General features: G+C 72.8%; 15 protein-coding genes and 1 tRNA gene. 8 read left to right on the forward strand and 8 right to left on the reverse strand.

Annotated elements, in window-relative coordinates; genetic code table 11:
- Entirely contained in the window at positions 1 to 795 is a 795-nt protein-coding gene (locus OO47_RS02555) for a YcnI family copper-binding membrane protein (protein ID WP_030209331.1), read from the reverse strand.
- A 204-nt stretch (positions 796 to 999) separates the two neighbouring features.
- Positions 1,000 to 1,785, reverse strand: coding sequence for a hypothetical protein (locus tag OO47_RS02560; protein WP_030209334.1), 786 nt, complete (start codon positions 1,783 to 1,785; stop codon positions 1,000 to 1,002).
- 257 nt (positions 1,786 to 2,042) lie between these two features.
- Between OO47_RS02560 and OO47_RS02565 the strand changes: the two genes are divergently transcribed.
- A complete protein-coding gene (locus tag OO47_RS02565) occupies positions 2,043 to 2,534 on the forward strand; it encodes an ATP-binding protein (RefSeq protein ID WP_030209336.1) in 492 nt (163 codons plus the stop codon).
- Positions 2,535 to 2,624: 90 nt separating this feature from the next.
- Here the strand turns inward: OO47_RS02565 and OO47_RS02570 are convergent, their stop codons facing one another.
- On the reverse strand, positions 2,625 to 4,085 hold the full coding sequence (locus tag OO47_RS02570; RefSeq protein WP_030209338.1) for an aminopeptidase P family protein: 1,461 nt from the start codon (positions 4,083 to 4,085) through the stop codon (positions 2,625 to 2,627).
- 169 nt (positions 4,086 to 4,254) lie between these two features.
- Positions 4,255 to 5,736, reverse strand: a complete 1,482-nt coding sequence (locus tag OO47_RS02575) for a PP2C family protein-serine/threonine phosphatase (RefSeq protein ID WP_078489447.1) — start codon at positions 5,734 to 5,736, stop codon at positions 4,255 to 4,257.
- Between the two features lie 533 nt (positions 5,737 to 6,269).
- Here OO47_RS02575 and OO47_RS02580 point away from each other — a divergent pair.
- Both OO47_RS02580 and OO47_RS02585 read left to right on the forward strand, forming a co-directional pair.
- Entirely contained in the window at positions 6,270 to 7,013 is a 744-nt protein-coding gene (locus OO47_RS02580; protein WP_030209344.1) for a bifunctional DNA primase/polymerase, read from the forward strand.
- A 203-nt stretch (positions 7,014 to 7,216) separates the two neighbouring features.
- Positions 7,217 to 7,876, forward strand: a complete 660-nt coding sequence (locus tag OO47_RS02585; RefSeq protein ID WP_030209347.1) for a hypothetical protein — start codon at positions 7,217 to 7,219, stop codon at positions 7,874 to 7,876.
- Between the two features lie 219 nt (positions 7,877 to 8,095).
- Here the strand turns inward: OO47_RS02585 and OO47_RS02590 are convergent, their stop codons facing one another.
- The 3 genes from OO47_RS02590 to OO47_RS02600 all read right to left on the reverse strand — a co-directional run bounded on the left by OO47_RS02590 (position 8,096) and on the right by OO47_RS02600 (position 10,965).
- Entirely contained in the window at positions 8,096 to 9,073 is a 978-nt protein-coding gene (locus tag OO47_RS02590; protein WP_030209350.1) for a DUF5926 family protein, read from the reverse strand.
- Between the two features lie 320 nt (positions 9,074 to 9,393).
- Positions 9,394 to 9,996: an ATP-binding protein gene (locus tag OO47_RS02595; protein ID WP_078489448.1), complete on the reverse strand. Its 603-nt coding sequence runs from the start codon at positions 9,994 to 9,996 to the stop codon at positions 9,394 to 9,396.
- A gap of 147 nt (positions 9,997 to 10,143) precedes the next feature.
- Positions 10,144 to 10,965, reverse strand: a complete 822-nt coding sequence (locus tag OO47_RS02600) for a glycerophosphodiester phosphodiesterase (protein ID WP_030209357.1) — start codon at positions 10,963 to 10,965, stop codon at positions 10,144 to 10,146.
- Between the two features lie 304 nt (positions 10,966 to 11,269).
- Between OO47_RS02600 and OO47_RS02605 the strand changes: the two genes are divergently transcribed.
- Positions 11,270 to 12,685 (forward strand): S1C family serine protease, encoded by a 1,416-nt coding sequence (locus tag OO47_RS02605; protein WP_030209360.1) that lies wholly within the window; start codon positions 11,270 to 11,272, stop codon positions 12,683 to 12,685.
- Positions 12,686 to 12,872: 187 nt separating this feature from the next.
- Positions 12,873 to 12,959: transfer RNA gene (locus OO47_RS02610), tRNA-Ser, on the forward strand.
- A 76-nt stretch (positions 12,960 to 13,035) separates the two neighbouring features.
- Here the strand turns inward: OO47_RS02610 and OO47_RS02615 are convergent.
- Positions 13,036 to 14,427, reverse strand: coding sequence for a hypothetical protein (locus tag OO47_RS02615; RefSeq protein WP_030209363.1), 1,392 nt, complete (start codon positions 14,425 to 14,427; stop codon positions 13,036 to 13,038).
- A gap of 446 nt (positions 14,428 to 14,873) precedes the next feature.
- Between OO47_RS02615 and OO47_RS02620 the strand changes: the two genes are divergently transcribed.
- From OO47_RS02620 to OO47_RS02630, 3 genes are all read left to right on the forward strand, one after another.
- A complete protein-coding gene (locus OO47_RS02620; protein WP_030209366.1) occupies positions 14,874 to 15,416 on the forward strand; it encodes an O-acetyl-ADP-ribose deacetylase in 543 nt (180 codons plus the stop codon).
- 674 nt (positions 15,417 to 16,090) lie between these two features.
- Positions 16,091 to 17,122, forward strand: a complete 1,032-nt coding sequence (locus OO47_RS02625) for a DUF1906 domain-containing protein (RefSeq protein WP_078489449.1) — start codon at positions 16,091 to 16,093, stop codon at positions 17,120 to 17,122.
- Between the two features lie 192 nt (positions 17,123 to 17,314).
- Entirely contained in the window at positions 17,315 to 17,860 is a 546-nt protein-coding gene (locus tag OO47_RS02630) for a SigE family RNA polymerase sigma factor (protein ID WP_030209371.1), read from the forward strand.
- Positions 17,861 to 17,943: the final 83 nt, after the last annotated feature.

Below are 17,943 nucleotides of genomic sequence, written 5' to 3' on the forward strand. Positions count from 1 at the left end.
TCAGGCCGAGCGGCGGCGGCCGGCGAGGACGCCGAAGGCCACACCGGCCACGCCGACGAGGATGCCGACGACGCCGAGGATCCGAGCAGTGGTGTCGGAGGAGGAAGAGGAAGCCGCTGCGGCCTTCTCCTCGTGGTCGCCCGCCTTGTCGTCGTGACCGGACTTCTCCCCCGTGGAGGCGGAGGCGGTGGCCGTCGCGGACGGCGCGGCGCCGCCGTGGTGGTCGTCGGACGCCGCGGAGAGCTTCAGGACGGGGGCCGGGTTCTGCGGCTCCTCCGCACCCTCCTTCTGCTCCTCGATCCAGCGCACGACCTCCTTGTTGGAGTACGTCTGGATCGACTTGAGGACCAGCTGGTCGGCGTCCTCGGGCAGCTGCCCGAGGGAGAGCGGGAAGGTCTGGAAGAAGCCGGGCTCGATGCCCGAGCCGTCGGCGGTCCAGGTGACCTTGGAGACGGCCTCGTTGATCTTCCTGCCGTGCAGCTCCAGCGGCTTGTCGAGCTTGCTCTTCGTGACCTCGGCCTTCCAGCCGGGGACGGGCTGCGGCATGACGGAGGCGAGCGGGTGGTCGAGCGGGAAGTTGACCTCCAGCTTCACGGTGGAGGCGTTGTCGCGCTCGTTCGGCACCTTGATGTTGACGGTCGCGTAGCCGCCCTTGGCGGCCTCGCCCTGCGGCTGCACGCTGACGTGCGCGAAGGCGGTGCCGGAGAGGAGCACGACGGAGGAGAGGGCGATGCCCCCGGCGAGGGCGGCGCGGGTGGCGGAGACGCGGCGGGCGGGGGTACGGGAAACGCTCATGACGGGACACTCCAGCTCGGAGAGGAACGGAACAGGACGGTGACGCCCGGCACGCCGGAACGGAAGACCCGGAACGGGAAACCCGGAACGGAGGAACCAGAACGGAAGACCCGGAACGGGAGACCCGAAGGGGACCCGAACGACGGAGAACCCGGGCGGGCGCGCGCGGACGAACGCGGTCCCGCTCCTGTCGAGCGGACCGCGTCAGGCTGCGAGGACGCAGTCGGCGGCCGGCGGGCCGCGCCTGATCACCGTGTCCCTGAGCGCCTCGGCCACCGGCGGCGGCGAGGTGTCGGAGGCCGTGCGGAGGGCCCGCCGGGGCGCGGTGCTCGCCGCCGACGGCAGCCCGGCGAGCAGCATCCGTACGAGACGGAGCGCGGCCCGCAGGGACCGGACCCGGGCGTGCTCCGCGAGCTCCGCCGCCCCCTGCTCGGAGAGTTCGACGAGCCGGCCGAGGGCGCGGTCGCCGCGCCGCAGCAGCCAGCCCGTGGCCAGGGCGGCGAGAAGGTGCCCCAGGAGCATGGGCAGACCGGGCAGCAGGCCGTCGGCGGGGGCCGCCGGCGCGGCGGCCGCGCCGTGCCCTGCGTGGGTGTATGCGGCGGCCGGGTCGAGCCCGGCGTCGGTGAGGATCCTGGTGGCGTCGGTGGGGGTGAGGGACGTGGCCCCGACCCCGCAGACCAGCCGCGCCGCCGTCCGGACGAGGGCGTCGTCGGCCTGGGCGCCCAGGGCGAGCCGGTGCTGCCCGAGGCCGAAGAGGACGTGCAGTCCGAGCTGCCCGGCCGCGAGGGCGCCGACGACGGAGCCGAGGGAGCGTTCACGTCCGCCGAAGAGGACGGCGCACCCGAAGACGCCGAGGAAGCCGGCGACCAGGGACCAGGGGGCGACGCCCGCGCACGCCGCGAGGGCGTGGCCCAGCGCGGACAGCACGACGCAGACCGCGGTGAACACCGCGGCCCTCAGCAGCCGTGGAGCGAGCGCGGGGGCAGACATGGCGGGCCCATCATCGCACCACGCCCCCCACCGCGGTACGGCAGGTCCGGAAGGTCGCACTTGGGGCTCTGGGGTCGCCCCTGGGTCTCTTGAGGCTCTTCGGGGCGACATACACCGGTTCCCCGGCCCCGGGCATCCGCCGAACGAGCGCTCTTGACGCCCCCGGGCGCTTACGAAGCCTCCCGTACGGCAATACGTATCGGTACGTCGGGCTGCCGGGCCACCGGTCCGCCGAGCCTATGCCGGGAGGCTGGAGCATGAGCATCTGGTGGTCACTCCATCTGCGGCGCGAAGCCGCGAGCGTGCCGCTCGCGCGCCGGCTTCTGCTGGGGACGATGGAGACGGCGGGAGTCGATCCCGACGTGTCGTACGAGCTGTCCGTGGCGCTGACCGAGGCGTGTGCGAACGCGGTCGAGCACGGCGGCGCGGGCGCGGCCCCCAACGCGGGGCCGGACGGGACCGGTCCGGACGGAGCCGGTCCGGGCGGGGCGCTCCCGGGCGCCTACCGGGTGACGGCGTACCTGGACGGCGAGACCTGCCGCATCGAGGTGGCCGACTCGGGGCCCGGCTTCCCGTACGCGGAGCTCCCCGTGGCCCCCTCGGACGCCGAGCACGGGCGCGGGATGCGGCTGATCGAGGAGCTCTCCGACCACGTGCAGTTCGGCAACCGCTCGGGCCGGGGCGGCGCGGTGGTCAGCTTCGACAAGATCCTGAAGTGGAAGGACGCCCCCTCCCTCCTCATGGCGTGAGCCCCCGGGACGCGGAAGGCGCACGGGTACGGAGAAGGACCCCCGCCGGTCGGTCGGCGGAGGCCCTTCGTGTTCCAACGTACGCGGAGGTCAGCCCTTCAGCGAGGCCATCCACGCCTCGACCTCGTCGGAGCGGCGCGGCAGCGCGTCCGAGAGGTTCCGGTTGCCGTCCTCGGTGACGAGGATGTCGTCCTCGATCCGGACGCCGATGCCCCGGTACTCCTCCGGCACGGTCAGGTCGTCGGCCTGGAAGTACAGACCCGGCTCGACGGTCAGGCACATGCCCGGCGCGAGGGTCGTGTCGACGTAGGCTTCGGTGCGCGCGGCGGCGCAGTCATGGACGTCCATGCCGAGCATGTGGCCGGTGCCGTGCAGGGTCCAGCGGCGCTGGAGGCCGAGCTCCAGGACGCGCTCGACCGGGCCCTCGACCAGACCCCACTCGACGAGCTTCTCGGCGAGGACGCGCTGGGCGGCGTCGTGGAAGTCGCGGTAGGCGGCGCCGGGCTTCACCGCGGCGATGCCGGCCTCCTGCGCCTCGTACACGGCGTCGTAGATCTTGCGCTGGAGGTCGGTGTACCGGCCGTTGATCGGGAGGGTGCGGGTGATGTCGGCGGTGTACAGCTCGTTCGTCTCCACGCCGGCGTCGAGCAGCAGCAGCTCGCCGGAGCGCACGTCGCCGTCGTTGCGGACCCAGTGCAGGGTGGTGGCGTGCGGTCCCGCGGCGCAGATGGAGCCGTAGCCGATGTCGTTGCCCTCGACGCGGGCGCGCAGGAAGAACGTCCCCTCGATGTAGCGCTCGCTGGTGGCCTCGGCCTTGTCGAGGACCTTGACGACGTCCTCGAAGCCGCGGGCGGTGGCGGCGCAGGCCTTCTCCAGCTCGGCGACCTCGAAGGAGTCCTTGATGAGGCGGGCCTCGGAGAGGTACACGCGCAGCTCTTCGTCGCGCTCGGCGGTGACCTTGTCGGTCAGCGCGGCCTCGATGCCGGCGTCGTGGCCGCGGACGGCGCGGACGGGGCCGGTGGCCTCCCTGAGCGCGTCGGCGAGCTCGCGCACGTCCTTCGCCGGGATGCCGAGGAGCTGCTCGGCCTCGGCGAGGGAGTGGCGGCGGCCGACCCACAGCTCGCCCTGGCCGTCGAGCCAGAACTCGCCGTTCTCGCGGTTGGAGCGCGGCAGCAGGTAGATCGTGGCCTCGTGGCCGTCCTCGGTCGGCTCCAGGACGAGGACGCCGTCCTGCGTCTGGTCGCCGGTGAGGTACGCGTACTCGGTGGAGGCGCGGAAGGCGTACTCGGTGTCGTTCGACCGGGTCTTCAGCTTGCCGGCCGGGATCACCAGGCGCTCGCCCGGGAAGCGGGCGGAGAGCGCGGCGCGGCGCTCGGCGGTCCGGTCGGCCTGGGCGATCGGCTCCAGGCCGTGCAGCTCGGTGTCGGCCCAGCCGGACTTCATGTTCTCGGCCAGCTCGTCGGACACGCCCGGGTAAAGGCCGTTCTTGCGCTGCTTGATCGGCTGGTCTTCGGTCTCTTCCGGGGTCTCCGGGGTGAGCTCCTCGGCCACGGGTCTGCCTCCTCTGGTACGACACTGAACCCCCACCATCGTACGGTCGTACGGAAGGGGCCCCAGGGCCGGAAGACCCATTACCGGAGCGTCATGATCCGCTTACCGGGACGGACCCGGTACGCACGCGCGTCCCCACTCGGATCCCACTCGAATCCTGCTCGAATCCTCACTCGAAGCGGGCCGCGAGCAGCACCACGTCCTCCCCCTCCACCGCCGGGTCGAGCCCACCGGGCAGCAGGGTCCGCAGGACGTGGTCCGCGACGGCGCCCGGGTCGGGCCGGTCCGCCCGCGGCACGCTCGCGGCCGCCGCGTGGAGCCGGGCGAAGGCCCGGTCCGTGGCGTCACCGGTACGGCGCAGCAACCCGTCCGTGTAGAGGAGCACCGTTTCTCCCGGTGCGGGGGACAGCTCCACGCTCGGCGCCTCCCAGCACGTCAGCATCCCGAGCGGGGCCGACAGCGAGGTCTCCACGAACTCGGTGCGGCGGTCACCGACGACCAGCGGCGGGGCGTGTCCGGCTCCGGCGAGGACGATCCGGCGCTGCGCGGGTTCGGCGTACGCGAAGAGCGCGGTCGCGGAACGGGCGGGCTCGGTGAGCCGCAGCAGCAGTTCCAGGTCGGAGAGGACGGCGACCGGGTCCTCGCCCTCCATCACCGCGTACGCCCGCAGGGAGGCGCGTAGCCGGCCCATGGCGGCGAGCGCGCCGGGGCCGGTCCCGGAGACGGAGCCGACGGCGAGCCCGAGGGCGCCCTCGGGCAGCGGCAGCGCGTCGTACCAGTCGCCGCCGCCCTGCGGGCCGGTGAGGTGGCGGACGGCGAGCCGGACGCCGGGGACGCGGGGGAGCCGGCTCGGGAGCAGCTCCTCGGCGACGGCAGCGACCCGGACGTGGGCGCGCTCGACCTGGAGGAGCCGGGCCAGGTGCTCGGTGGCGAAGCGGCCGTAGAGCCCGATGAGGTGGCGCCGGCGTTCGTCGGGCTCGGCGGGCTCGTCGTAGAGCCAGACGGCCGCGCCGAGCCGGCCGGCCTCCTCGGTGGCGAGGGGCAGGGCGTAGCTGGCGGCGTAGCCGAGACGGGCGGCGACCTCGCGGTGGCGCGGGTCGAGCCCCTCCTCGGTGCGCACGTCGCGGATGGCGATCGGATCGGGCACGCGCGCGGGGCGGCCGGCTCGGGACGGGTCGGCTCCGGGCAGGTCGGTCTCCGGGAGGCCGTCGAGGAGGCGGCCGCAACTCCCCGAGCCGCGCGGGACGGTCTCGATGGTGCCGAGGTCGGCGTGGGCCAGGCCGAGGCCGATGGTGCTGGTGGGGCCGAGGCCGTCGGCGGGTTCGAGGACGGCCATGCCCCGGCGGGCGCCGACGAGGGCGGCGCCGGCGCCGAGCATCTCGCGGAGGGCCCCGTCGAGGGAGTCGGTCTTGATCAGGCGTTCGGTGAGTTCGTGGAGAGTGGTGAGGTCGGAGACCCAGGAGGCCAGCCGGTCCTGGATCAGGACGCCGGGAGGGAGGGCCGCGTCGGAGGGGGGCGCGGCCGAGGGGACCCCGGGGAGGGGCGCGACAGTGTGCGGTGGCGCGGGAACCGTTGAATCGATTCCAGCCACTTTCGGCAGACGGGGGGAACTCATGTCAGTCGGCTTTCCGACCGGTGCGTTTGACGCCATAGCATCGCAAACCCCCATGTCATCCTGCGCCGCTCGATGTACCCACATGTACACGCACAAGAGGAGCGATGTCCAGCATTGTCCCCCTGGGAAAAGTGGTGTCCGTGAGGTCGTGCGAGAGGGTTGAAGTAAGCGTGAAGTTGGCTGAAAATTACCCCCGGTGTGCACCTTTTGCGGTCGACTGGCGTCGTTTCAAAGCGCGTCATTACGAGCGTGCGGGGTACGTAAACGGTGACAGGCAGGGGCGGTTGAAGCTGCCCCGGAACGTGATGCGGGACCCCGGCGTCTTCCACGCCGCAGGCCGCGGCCCGCCACCGACTGGCGGGGAACGTGTTTCGAACCGCTCCGGATCCGACCTGGCTCCACTGGGCTCCACCTGGCTCCACCGGGTTGTACGCGGTTTTCCGGCTCGGCCGGCCCCGCTTCCACGCGGTCCGGCGCCCGCCGACCCGGTACGCGCTGATACGCACGGTGAATGAATCTGCACGTGGTGTGATGGGAATTCGGCGTTCAACGGAAAGGAACGAGCGCTCATGCGCGAGATCCTCGGAAGGCGACGCAGGCTCCGGTTCCGGCGGGGGGCGAGGACCGCACGGCTCGACGCGGCGGTCACCTTCGCCGTCGAATGGAACTGGCCCGTCCTGCCGGGCGCGGGCCTGAGGGCGACGACCCGTACGGCCGCGGGCCTGAAGGTGCTGTCCCGCGCGGCCGCCGGTCTGAGGACGCCGGGCCGTGCGGACGCCCCGGAGTCCGACTGCTCCTGTCCCGACCCCGGCTGCGTGGTGCCCGGCGCGCACCCCTACGACCCCGGACTGCTCGCCGCCACCACGGACGAGCGCATGGTCCGCTGGTGGTGGACCGCACGCCCGGACGCCCCGGTGCTCCTCGCCACGGGCGGCGGCGCGCCCTGCGCGGTCAGCCTCCCCGCGGCGGCGGGCGCCCGGGCCCTCGCCGCGCTCGACGCGACGGGCATGCGCCTCGGCCCGGTGGTCGCCACCCCCACCCGGTGGTCGATCCTCGTCGCCCCGTACGACCTGGAACGGCTGGGCGAGCTGCTGTACGCGAAGGACAGCGTGCCCAGTTCGCTGCGGTTCCATGGGGAGGGCGGCTATCTATTGCTGCCGCCCTCGGTCGCGGGCTCCGGACAGGTCCGCTGGGAGCGGGCGCCCCTCACGGGCTCGGCCCGCCCGTGGCTGCCGGACGTCGAGGCGGTGGTCGACGCCCTGGTGGAGGCGAGCACGAGCATGCCCGGGGGCGGAAGCCGGCTGGCGTACTGAGGGCACGTCGCCACCCTGTTGTGGAAGAGGGGCGAGCACGTGTTGTCCTCCGTGGCGGCGGGCGTTCACCCGAACGGGTGCGTCCCGGCCCGACGCGTACGGGAAACGGGTGCGCGGCCGTCCGGGCGCCCGTCGCCCGCCGCTATGTTCGCCCCACCGTCCGGATCTCCGGACCTCCAGCCGAGCAGGAGCAGGTGGGCCCGATGTCTCCGGTGAACCTCCGCGTGGTCGCCCTCGGGGCCGTCGTCACGGCCGCCGTACTGCTGCCGCTCGTCGCGACGGCGGGACCGGCCGGAGAGGGCGTACGATCGCTCGACGCCCGGAGCGAAGGCGACGGGAAGGCCGGGTACGACGGAGGGGCCGGGGACGAGGGAGGGACCGGGGGCCTGTGGAAGGGCTTCGACCCCGGGCTCCGTACGCCGGAAGCGACCGTTCCCGAGACCTCCGCCACCTCTCCCACCCCTCTCACCCCTCCCAGCCCTCCCGCTCCTTTCGCTCCGGCGGCTCCCGAGCGGATCACGCGCTGTGGGCCGGAACTCGCCTCTCCCGGTGGGGTCGAAGCGCAGACGTGTGTCCTGAACGAGGGGGTCGATGTCTGGGCGCGTACGTATTACCGCAACGCCACGCGGCAGGAACTCGACGCGTTCCTGACCCTCATGGCCCCCGGCGGACGGACCGTTCAGGCGCGCTGCGCGGTCCCGGCACAGGACGAACCCGGCACCTGCGAAACGCCCCGGGAGCGCGGTGCGGGCACGGTCGCGGCCTATACGGCGGTGGCGGAATTCGCCGGCGCGGACGCGGGCGGCAGTACTCCGCTGCTGCTGCGGGCGGGCAGCAACACGACGGACCGCGAAGGAAGTTGAACGTCGACGCTCCGGCCGGGCCGGAAGCGGACATGGAAAGGCCCGGTCGCTGGCGACGGGGGATGCACCAGCGACCGGGCTTCCAGAACGGTAACAAGAGATCTGCTGTTCGCAAATTCGATCTCGGTTATTCGGACAGGGATTTACCTGTCCGAAGACCGGGTTGTGGTGGAAGTCACCGACTGGTCGGTCTGTCAGTCACCGATACCACCTGGGGTATCAGCTGAGAGTGACCTGACGGTTCGTGAGGCCGCCGCGCGCCCGCCGCTCCTCCGCCGTGAGCGGAGCGTCCGACGCGAGCGCTCCGGTCAGCCGCTCGAAGAACTCGGCGGCCGGCTTCTCGCAGTCCTCGGCGGTCATGGAGGTCGGCAGGTCCCACACCGGCACCACGAGGCCGTGGGCGCGGAAGGAGCCGACGAGCCGGGTGTCCGGGCCGAGGGAGGTGGAGCCGGCGGCCTGGAGCCGGGCGAGCGCGTCGAGGAGCTTCTCCTCCGGGTACGGCATGACCCAGCGCAGGTGGTTCTTGTCGGGGGTCTCGCACCAGTACGCGGAGTCGACGCCCGTCAGGCGGACGGTCGGGATCGCGGCGGCGTTGGCGCGCTCCAGGGAGGCGGCGACCTCCGGGTCGGCACCGTCCGCCGACTGCGGGATCCAGAACTCGAAGCCCGTGTGCACCTCGGGGACGAACGGGGCGTCGGCGTCCAGCAGGTCCTGGAGGCGCGGGCCCTCGGCCGGCACGCGGCGCGCGGGGACGGGGGTGCCCGGCTCGGCCTCCAGGGCGCGCTGGAGGGTGTCGGCGAGGTCGCGGGCCAGGTCGCCGGAGGTGGAGTCGTTCTGCAGGGCGAGCAGGACGGAGCCGTCGTCCCGGCGGAGCGCCGGCCACGCCATCGGGAGCACGGTCGCGAGCGTCACGGACGGCACGCCCTCGGGCAGTCCGCCCTTCAGGGTGAGCGGCACGGTGGCGGCGGGCACCAGCTCGCGCAGTGCGACCCAGTCGCACTCGCCGGGCAGGCCCTCGAAGGGGCGCTGGACGAGCTCGGTCACGGCGTGCGCGGCGGACCGGCCGTGACACGCCTTGTAGCGGCGGCCCGAACCGCACGGACACGGCTCGCGCGCGCCGACGACCGGGATCTCCCCGTTCGTGACCTGTGCCTGGCCGGTCTTGCCGGCCTTCGTCTGGGGGCGCTTCTTGGCCATGGTGTGGCTTTCTCCCGATCGCGGCGGTGCTTGTTCAGCGGTGCTGTTTCGGGCGCGAGCCTAGCCGCCCCGGCCGCCGCCGCCCCTCAGGCGGGCCGCACGTTCGGCGGAGCGGACGGCTCCGGAAAAACCGGGGGACTCGCTCCGCGAAAGCCGGGACGCCTCCTCCGGAGGAGCCGGAGGGGATACCTCGGAGGAGCCGGACGGGGATGCCCCGGGGGAGCCGGACGGGGATGCCCCGAGGGAGCCGGAGGGCATTGCCTCGGGGCGCCGTAGGGGTACGCCCCGGAGGGGCCGGAGCGGTCGTCTCTCCGCGAGGCTCAGTCCAGGTCGTCGTACGCGTCCAGGAAGTCGAAGCTCGAACCGCCGCCGACGCGGGTCGCGAAGTCCTCGCGGCGGTGTCCCTCGGTGACGACCACCCAGACGGTGACCTCGCCGGTCGCGCTGTCGCGCACGCCCCAGTCCTGGGCCAGCGCGCTGATGATGTTCAGCCCGCGGCCGCCCCGCGCCGTGACCGAGGGCGTCGACGGAGCGGGCCGCGTCGGGCCGCCGCCGTCGGTGACCTCGACCCGCAGGCCGCCTCCCGGGTCGACCCGCCAGGCCGCCCGTACGTCCCCTTCGCCACGCTCCGCCCGCCCCAGCGGCCTGGCGTACCGACAGGCATTGCTGAGCAGTTCGGAAAGGATCAGCACCGCGTCGTCGACGACCGATTCCGCGACCCCGCTGCGGTACAGCTCGTCCCGCATCCGGTGCCGCGCCTCACCCACGCCCGCAGGGCCATGGGGTACGGCCATGCTCGACGACGTGGGCACCTCCTGTGCCACCACCAACGCCACCCCCGAGACCTCCTTTGCCCCACGCCACGGTGTGAATGCCCCGATGACCTGGACCGGAAACCGGCCAATCGGCGTGGGATGAGGCACTCGTGACGATCGCGTACGGACGGAACGCGCCGGTGCACTCCCTGTAACCCCTGATGCTCCCTTTGTCCTTTGTGACGGATGGGGCGGAAGTGAGGAAAAGGGGGGAGCCGAGGAGACGGCAGGGGACGGGACAGGAGGGGGCGGGGATCAGTCGCGGCCCAGCTGGGACAGCACCTGCTTCGGGCGGTTGGTGATGATCGCGTCCACGCCGAGGCGCTCGCAGAGCTCGACGTCCTCGGGCTCGTCCACCGTCCACACGTGGACCTGGTGCCCCGCCTTCTGGAGCCGCAGGATCACCGCCGGGTGGTGCCGGACGATCCGGATGGAAGGGCCCGCGACGCGCGCGCCCGCGGGGAGCCGCCCGTCGCGCAGCCGGGGCGAGACGAACTGGGCGAGGGAGACGGTGGGGAGCGTCGGCGCGGCGGCGGCGATCCGGTGCAGGGAGCGGGCCGAGAAGCTCATGACCCGTACGGGGGAGTCCTCGGGGGACGCGGGCGCGTGGAGGTCGAACCTCTTCAGGAGCTGGAGCAGCCGCTCCTCGACCTGGCCCGCCCAGCGCGTGGGGTGCTTGGTCTCGATCGCCAGCTCGACCCGGCGCCCGGTGTCGGCGACCAGCTCCAGGAGGCGTTCCAGGGTGAGGACGGAGGTGGATCCCGGGGCCCGCCGGTCGGGGCTCTCGGCCGACTCTCCCCGGCCCTTCCAGGTGCCGAAGTCGAGCTCGGCGAGGGCGGCCAGTTCGAGGGTGGAGACGGCGCCGCGGCCGTTGGAGGTACGGTCGACGCGCCGGTCGTGCACACAGACCAGGTGCCCGTCGGCGGTGAGCCGTACGTCGCACTCCAGGGCGTCGGCGCCGTCCTCGATGGCCTTCACATAGGCGGCCAGGGTGTGTTCCGGTACGTCCTCGGACGCTCCGCGGTGGGCGACGACCTGGACGGGGACGCGGTTCGGTTGCTGCCGTGCGTGAGTCACCGCGTCATGGTGCCATTGGCGGGGCGTGGCGGGCACGCCGAGCCTGTCCGTTCTGTCCTTTATAAAGGATGGAGTGCGAATGCACAGCTCCGTCTTACAGCGGCCTGACGTCCGGTGGGAAAAGCTGGTCGCAGCACCCTGGAGCCGGAGCGACCACAACCCCACGCGTCGGGGACGGTCCTACCGGGCACACGGTACGAACCGACCCACGCAGCCCCAGCAGTCAAGACAGTCGACGTAGTCACACAGTCAACGCAGTCAACCGCAGTCAACGTAGTCACGCAGTCAACGAGGAGAGCGAGCTGTGAGCACCGAGAACGAGGGCAAGGCCGTTCCGGGGGACCCGGCTGCCCCGTCCGTCCCTCCCGCGCCTCCCGTACCTCCATCGGCCCCTCCGGCCTCGACCCCGGACCCGGCTTCGGCCTCAGCCCCGCCTTCGGCCTCGATCCCGGACCCGGCGGCCCAGGAGGCCCCCACGGTCCAGGCGGCGGCGCAGCCCGCACACGCGGCTCCGGCCGGCGGTTGGCCGCCGCCCCCGCCGACCGTTCCCTCCTGGGGCGCCCCGCACGCGCCCGTACCCGCCGCTCCCGCCGCGCCGCGCAAGCGGACCGGCGGTCTCGTGGCGGCCGTCCTGGCGGCAGCGCTCGTCGCGGGCGGGATCGGCGGCGGCATCGGCTACTGGGCGGCCGAGCGCAACGACGACGGCATCAGCTCGACCACGGTCTCCTCGGGCGACACCCCGGCCTCCTTCAAGCGCGACCCGGGGACGGTCGCGGCGGTCGCGGCGAAGGCGCTGCCGAGCGTGGGCACCATCCAGGCGAAGTCGGGCGGTTCCCAGGGCGAGGGCGGCACGGGCACGGGCTTCGTGTACGACCAGGAGGGCCACGTCGTCACCAACAACCACGTGGTGGCGTCGGCCGCGAACGGCGGCACGCTCTCCGTGACCTTCTCCGACGGCAAGTCGTACGACGCGGAGGTCGTCGGCCGTGCCGAGGGCTACGACGTGGCGGTACTGAAGCTCACGAACGCCCCGAAGGACCTCAAGCCGCTCCCGCTGGGCGACTCCGACAAGGTGGCGGTCGGGGACTCGACGATCGCGATCGGCGCCCCGTTCGGCCTGTCCAACACGGTGACGACGGGCATCATCAGCGCCAAGAACCGCCCGGTCGCCTCGGGCGACGGAGCCGGCGGCAGCAACTCGTACATGAGCGCCCTGCAGACGGACGCCTCGATCAACCCGGGCAACTCCGGCGGTCCGCTGCTCGACGCGAGCGGTGCGGTGATCGGCATCAACTCGGCGATCCAGTCCACCAGCGGCGGTTTCGGCCAGACCCAGGCGGGTTCGATCGGCCTCGGCTTCGCGATCCCGGTCAACCAGGCGAAGAACGTCGCGCAGCAGCTGATCAGGACGGGCAAGCCGGTCTACCCGGTGATCGGCGCGACCGTGAACATGAACGACAAGGGCGAGGGCGCCGAGATCGCCGAGCGGGGGACCGGCGGCACGCCCTCGGTCACCCCGAACGGCCCCGCGGCGAAGGCGGGCCTGAAGCCGGGTGACGTGATCACCGGCTTCGGCGGGCACCAGATCGACAGCGGCCCCACCCTCATCAGTGAGATCTGGACCCGCAAGCCGGGCGACTCGGTGGAGATCACCTACGAGCGCGACGGCAGGTCGGTCACGACCACCGTCGTCCTGGGCGAGCGCACCGGCGACAGCTGACGCGCGGGTCGAGGTGTGGTGTACGGGTGCGGTCCGGGGCTCCGAAGCCCCGGACCGCACCCGTACGCCCCCCGCCCACTCCGCACCCGTACGTCCGCCCCGCCCCACTCCGTGCGAACCACCCGCCGCCGCCCGGCCCCTCCAGCCGGTACGCTGTAGCCGCCCCGGCCGAGCGGTCCGGAGCACGGGTGGGTTGCCCGAGCGGCCTAAGGGAACGGTCTTGAAAACCGTCGTGGCAGCGATGTCACCGTGGGTTCAAATCCCACACCCACCGCCGATGCGAAGGCCCCCGACCGGGAAACCGGGCGGGGGCCTTCGCGCGTCCCCGGAGCCGGGGGCGGGGACGGTGTTCAGGAGTGGTTGCGGGCCGGGGGGTTGTTGAGGCAGAGCGCGATGTTGCGTACGGCCGCCGTGAGTTCCTCGATGACGCGGGCCGCCTGCTCCGCGTTGTGGAAGGCCGGGCGGTCGGTCAGGGTGCGGCTCAGCTCCTCGGCGGCCCGGACCGCGTGGCCCGCGGGGCCCGGGTCCGCGGCGGGAACCGGGTAGGGGTCGGGGGGCGAAGCCGGGTAGGCCTCGGGGGCCGGGTAGGGGTCGGACGCCGGGTAGGGGTCGGACGCCGGGTAGGGGTCGAGGTAGGGCTCCGGTTCCTGGCGGTATCCCTCGAAAGCGGGGGAGAAGCTGTTGGAGCCCGTCGTTCCTGTCGTCCCTGTCGTTCCCGTCGTGGGGGAGGCGTGCGCCTCCTCCGGGCGGGGGGCCGTGGCCAGCAGGAGGGCGTGCGAGGCCGGGAGCGGGGCCTGGGGGGCCGGGGAGGACTGGGGCGCCTGGGACTGCGGTCCCTGAGGGACTTGCGGGGCCTGCGGGGCCTGTGCGTGCGGGACTTGGGGCTGTGCGGACTGCACAGAGTGCACGGGCTGTGGCGGCTGCGGGACCTGGGGTTGTACTGCCTGGAGTTGTGCCGCCTGGGCCTGGGGGGACTGCGGCAGGGACTGGCGGGCCCGGGGGAGGACGAAGTGGTCGAAGCCCGGGAACGCCGACGTGTGGGGGCGCGAGGCCGGCGGCTCGTACTCCTGCTGCCACTGCGCGCGGTAGCACTCCACCTGGTCCTCGCAGGAGGAGCGCGCGTGGAAGACCGCGGTGTCCTCGCCCAGGTCCGGGTACCAGAGGTTGGGACCCGGGAAACGGACCGTCCTCATACGGGGTTTGATCTGCTCGGCGCAGCCCATGCAGCAGCCCTTCGGCACCAGGAACGGGATGCCGCCGCTCTGCTCCGGCCTGCGCGGGCCCTCCTCGCGCGGGTACTCCCCGTGGTGGCAGGGCGGCAGTTCGCCGCAGGCGCGGCAGACCGCGTAGTGCTCGGGGAGGACCTGCCAGTCCTGGCTGGCGGGGGCGCACCAGTGCTTCGGCGCGGACCGGGGCAGGTTGTCGTTGCGCAGCACGAGCACCACCGGGCGCTTGTAGAACTCGGCCCGCTCCGGGGCCGGTTTGACCGCCTGGTTGTTGGCGCGCCGCAGCTCGTTGGCGTGCCACCACAGCTCCACGTGGTCCCGCCAGGCCTTCTCGTACGACTCCGGCCAGTGGTCGCCGGGGTACCCGGTGATCTCCAGGACGCGCCAGGCCTGTCGGTCGAGGACGACGATGGAGCCGGCCCGCAGTCGCAGATGAGTTCCCTCGCCGCCCTCGTCCGGCCAGTCATGGCGGCCGATGCTGGTGGGCTGGTCAGGGAGCCACCTGCGAACCTGCATGTCACGCTCCTCGGCAACGAAACTTCATAGTTTCAACTGGGGCAGTAAGTGACATTCTGAACAATTTAGGCGTCGGCTTGGGGTTAGACACGCGCACTCCGACGATCCATGAGAGCCGGAAACACCTTTCTCACCGGCTATTTCACCCGCTGTGACCGACCCCGCCCGGATTCGCCGTCCCGGTCGTCACGGCGGCCCCGTACCCGCTCCGGGGGCTCCTGATACTCACCCGTACGTGTGACGCGGCTTCAGTCGGTCTCATCTCGTACGTATGCATCACGTCACCCATCGGGCCGTTCCCCGCGTCTCGGGGGTGGTCCGGGGGCGGGAAGGTGGTAATGGCAGTGCCTTTCCGCGAGGGGCGGCGTAGGGTCCGGGGCCTTCGAGGGCGTTCGCCGGGCGTTCGCAGGGCCTCCGGAGAACCTTCGGGAGAAGAGGAGCGTGGGATGCGGATCGTGCTCGTCCGGGGCGACATCACCGACGAGGCGGTGGACGCGGTGGTCAACGCCGCGAATTCCTCGCTGCTCGGGGGCGGCGGGGTCGACGGTGCCGTTCACCGGAAGGGCGGGCCCGAGATCCTTGCCGCCTGCCGGGAACTGCGCGCCTCGCACTACGGCAAGGGGCTGCCGACCGGGCGGGCCGTGGCCACCACGGCGGGCCGGCTGCCCGCCCGGCACGTGATCCACACGGTGGGGCCGGTCTGGTCGCGGGACGAGGACCGCTCGGAGCTCCTTGCCTCCTGCTACCGGGAATCCCTGCGGGTGGCCGACGAGTTGGGGGCCCGTACGGTCGCGTTCCCGGCCGTCTCCACCGGGATCTACGGCTGGCCGATGGCGGACGGCGCCCGGATCGCCGTCGAGACGGTACGGGCGGCCCGTACCGAGGTCGAGGAGGTGCGGTTCGTGCTCTTCGACGAAACGGCTCATCGGGTCTTCGCGGAGGCTGTGGGGGACGCGGAGGGCACAGGGGGCGCAGGGGGCGTTTCCTGAGGGGAGCGGAGCCGTGCCCGGACCGGAAAGTGAATTCCCTGCGTCTCCTCTCCGCCCGCCCGTGAGTCGCTGCTTTTTCGTCTGACCGGGTTTATCCGCCTGTCCTCACGCTTGCGAGGGAACGTCCGCTCCATGGCGGTTCGCCGGGGATTCCGTGGGCAACTCTGCATGTGCGACGTCGAGCACAACGACCGGGGTGGACGGCCAACTGCCCTGGAAAAACAGGCATTTCAGACATACTCCACGCTTCTGTTGTCCGGCGGAGCTCCCACGAGCTCCCGATTCCAGGTCCTTCGGTTCCCAGTTCTTCGGTTCCCGGTTCTTCGGTTCTCGGTTCTTCGGTTCTCGGTTCTTCAGTTCTCGCTTCTCGGAGGAACAGTCATGGCACGCGTCCGCACCTCCCCCGTCGGCTTCACCCACATCGCCCAGTCCCTCCCGGTCCTCGCCTTCCCTCCGTGGTGAGGAGGGAGGGGCAGCGGAGACCGGCCCGACGGGGGGCGACACGGCAGGACGAACGGCGGCCCGCGCGACGGCACTTCGGTACCGGCGTGCGGGCCGTAGGGGTACCGGGCGCGGGGCCGGGGTTCCCACGTAAGGGTCGTTACCCGGTGCGTACGGCCGAGGGGGCGGCCCCACCGGTGGCCGGGCGCGGCGGACGGCCCTTCACTCGCGTCATGAGCACACGTACGCCGCCCCGGCCCCGGCCCGCCACGACGTCCGCACCGGCACGGTCGCGGTCCGCGCTCCCCCTCGCCGGGGTGCGGGCCGTGGCCTTCGCCCTGATGGCGGCGGTGGCCGGGACGGCGCTCCTCGACGTCCCGGCGCCGACCGCCGCCCCTCCTCCGGCAACCGCCGCATCCGCCCCCGGAGCCCCCGGCACTCCGGGTGCTCCGGGGGCTTCCGGAAGCCCCGTCTCCGCCGCCTCCGCCGCCTCCACCCCCGTCCACTTCACCGGCAAGGCCTTCGACACCTGCGAGGCGCCCTCCGTCGAGACGATGCGGGCCTGGCGCGGTTCGCCCTACGGGGCCGTCGGGATCTACTTCGGCGGGCGGGGCCGGGGCTGCCCCGGCCAGCGGGAGCTCAACCCCGGCTGGGTCGCCTCGGTGCAGGCCATGGGCTGGCGGCTGCTCCCCGTCTTCGTCGGCTCCCAGGCGCCCTGCGTCGAGGCCCCCGCCAAGAAGCCCTTCGCCATCGGCGCCGACCCCTGGGGCCAGGGCACCCGGGAGGCGGGCGACGCGGTGCGGGCCGCGCGGGCCCTGGGCCTGGGCACGAGCAGCCCGCTGTACCTCGACATCGAGGCCTACCGGCGCGGGGACGCGCAGTGCGCCGCGACCACCCTCTCCTTCGTCCGCGCCTGGAACCGCGAGGTGCGCCGCCTCGGCTACCTGCCCGGTTTCTACAGCAGCGCGGACACGGGCGTGCGGGACATCGAGGCGCAGCGGAGGGCCGGCACGGCGGACCTGCCGGCCGTGATGTGGTTCGCGCGCTGGCTGGGGAAGCCCGCCCTCGCCACCGAACCCACGCTGGCCCCGGCGGCCTGGACGCCGCGCGCCCGGATCCACCAGTACGCGGGCAACGTCACCGAGACGTACGGCGGCCACCGCCTCGTGATCGACCGCAACGCCGTGGACGCCCCGGTCGCCCGCCTCGCCACGGCCCGTACGGGCACCTACTCCGCCGTGTCCCGGGTCCCGGACCGGCCCTGATCCGGGCTCCGGACCGGCCTTGGTCCGGGTCCGGACCGGCCTTGATCCGGGACCCGGACCGACCCTGAGCCGGGTCCCGGGGGTCTCCACCCACAGGAGGTGGAGGCGCCCCCGCCCCTACAACCTGAGGCGGACGGCGGTTCGGGACCTGGGGCCGATCCGCCGGACCCCCTCCCCTCCTAGCGTGGAGTCATGACTCCGCCACCCTCTGGCCCCGTCTGCGCCGGTGCCTCGCAGTACGCGTCGTACACGACCTTCTCCTCGTACGTACGGGCGCGTGGGCCCGTGCTCCTGCGCACCGCCCGCTCCCTCACCGCCAACCCCTCGGACGCGGAGGACCTCCTCCAGACCGCGCTCGCCAAGACCTTCGTGGCCTGGGAGCGCATCGAGGACCACCGCGCCCTGGACGGCTACGTCCGCCGCGCGCTCCTGAACACCCGTACGTCGCAGTGGCGCAAGCGCAAGGTCGACGAGTTCGCGTGCGAGGAGCTGCCCGAGCCGGTCGGCCCCCCGTCGCCCGACCCGGCCGAGCGGCAGGCGCTGCACGACGCCATGTGGCGCGCGGTCCTCAAGCTGCCGGAGCGGCAGCGCCAGATGGTGGTCCTGCGGTACTACGAAGATCTCAGCGAGGCCCAGACCGCCGAGGTGCTCGGCGTGTCGGTCGGCACGGTCAAGAGCGCGGTGTCCCGGGCACTCGGCAAGCTCCGGGAGGACCCCGAGCTGACCCCGGTGAGGTGAGGAACCCCCTCACACCCTCCTGGATCTCCTCCGCCGCCAGTGATCACTGGCAATTTCCGTACTCCCGGGTAGTGACATACCGC

Origin of the sequence: Streptomyces bikiniensis (assembly GCF_000716625.1) — a bacterium.
Classification (GTDB): domain Bacteria; phylum Actinomycetota; class Actinomycetes; order Streptomycetales; family Streptomycetaceae; genus Streptomyces; species Streptomyces bikiniensis.

Bases quoted from the DNA above. Each gene is read 5' to 3' on its own strand.
- OO47_RS02565 (WP_030209336.1), top strand. From the start codon at position 2,043: ATGAGCATCTGGTGGTCACTCCATCTGCGGCGCGAAGCCGCGAGCGTG.
- OO47_RS02590 (WP_030209350.1), bottom strand. From the start codon at position 9,073: ATGGCCAAGAAGCGCCCCCAGACGAAGGCCGGCAAGACCGGCCAGGCA.
- OO47_RS02615 (WP_030209363.1), bottom strand. From the start codon at position 14,427: ATGCAGGTTCGCAGGTGGCTCCCTGACCAGCCCACCAGCATCGGCCGC.
- OO47_RS02580 (WP_030209344.1), top strand. From the start codon at position 6,270: ATGCGCGAGATCCTCGGAAGGCGACGCAGGCTCCGGTTCCGGCGGGGG.
- OO47_RS02625 (WP_078489449.1), top strand. From the start codon at position 16,091: ATGAGCACACGTACGCCGCCCCGGCCCCGGCCCGCCACGACGTCCGCA.
- OO47_RS02575 (WP_078489447.1), bottom strand. From the start codon at position 5,736: ATGGCGTCAAACGCACCGGTCGGAAAGCCGACTGACATGAGTTCCCCC.
- OO47_RS02630 (WP_030209371.1), top strand. From the start codon at position 17,315: ATGACTCCGCCACCCTCTGGCCCCGTCTGCGCCGGTGCCTCGCAGTAC.
- OO47_RS02585 (WP_030209347.1), top strand. From the start codon at position 7,217: ATGTCTCCGGTGAACCTCCGCGTGGTCGCCCTCGGGGCCGTCGTCACG.
- OO47_RS02555 (WP_030209331.1), bottom strand. From the start codon at position 795: ATGAGCGTTTCCCGTACCCCCGCCCGCCGCGTCTCCGCCACCCGCGCC.
- OO47_RS02560 (WP_030209334.1), bottom strand. From the start codon at position 1,785: ATGTCTGCCCCCGCGCTCGCTCCACGGCTGCTGAGGGCCGCGGTGTTC.
- OO47_RS02620 (WP_030209366.1), top strand. From the start codon at position 14,874: ATGCGGATCGTGCTCGTCCGGGGCGACATCACCGACGAGGCGGTGGAC.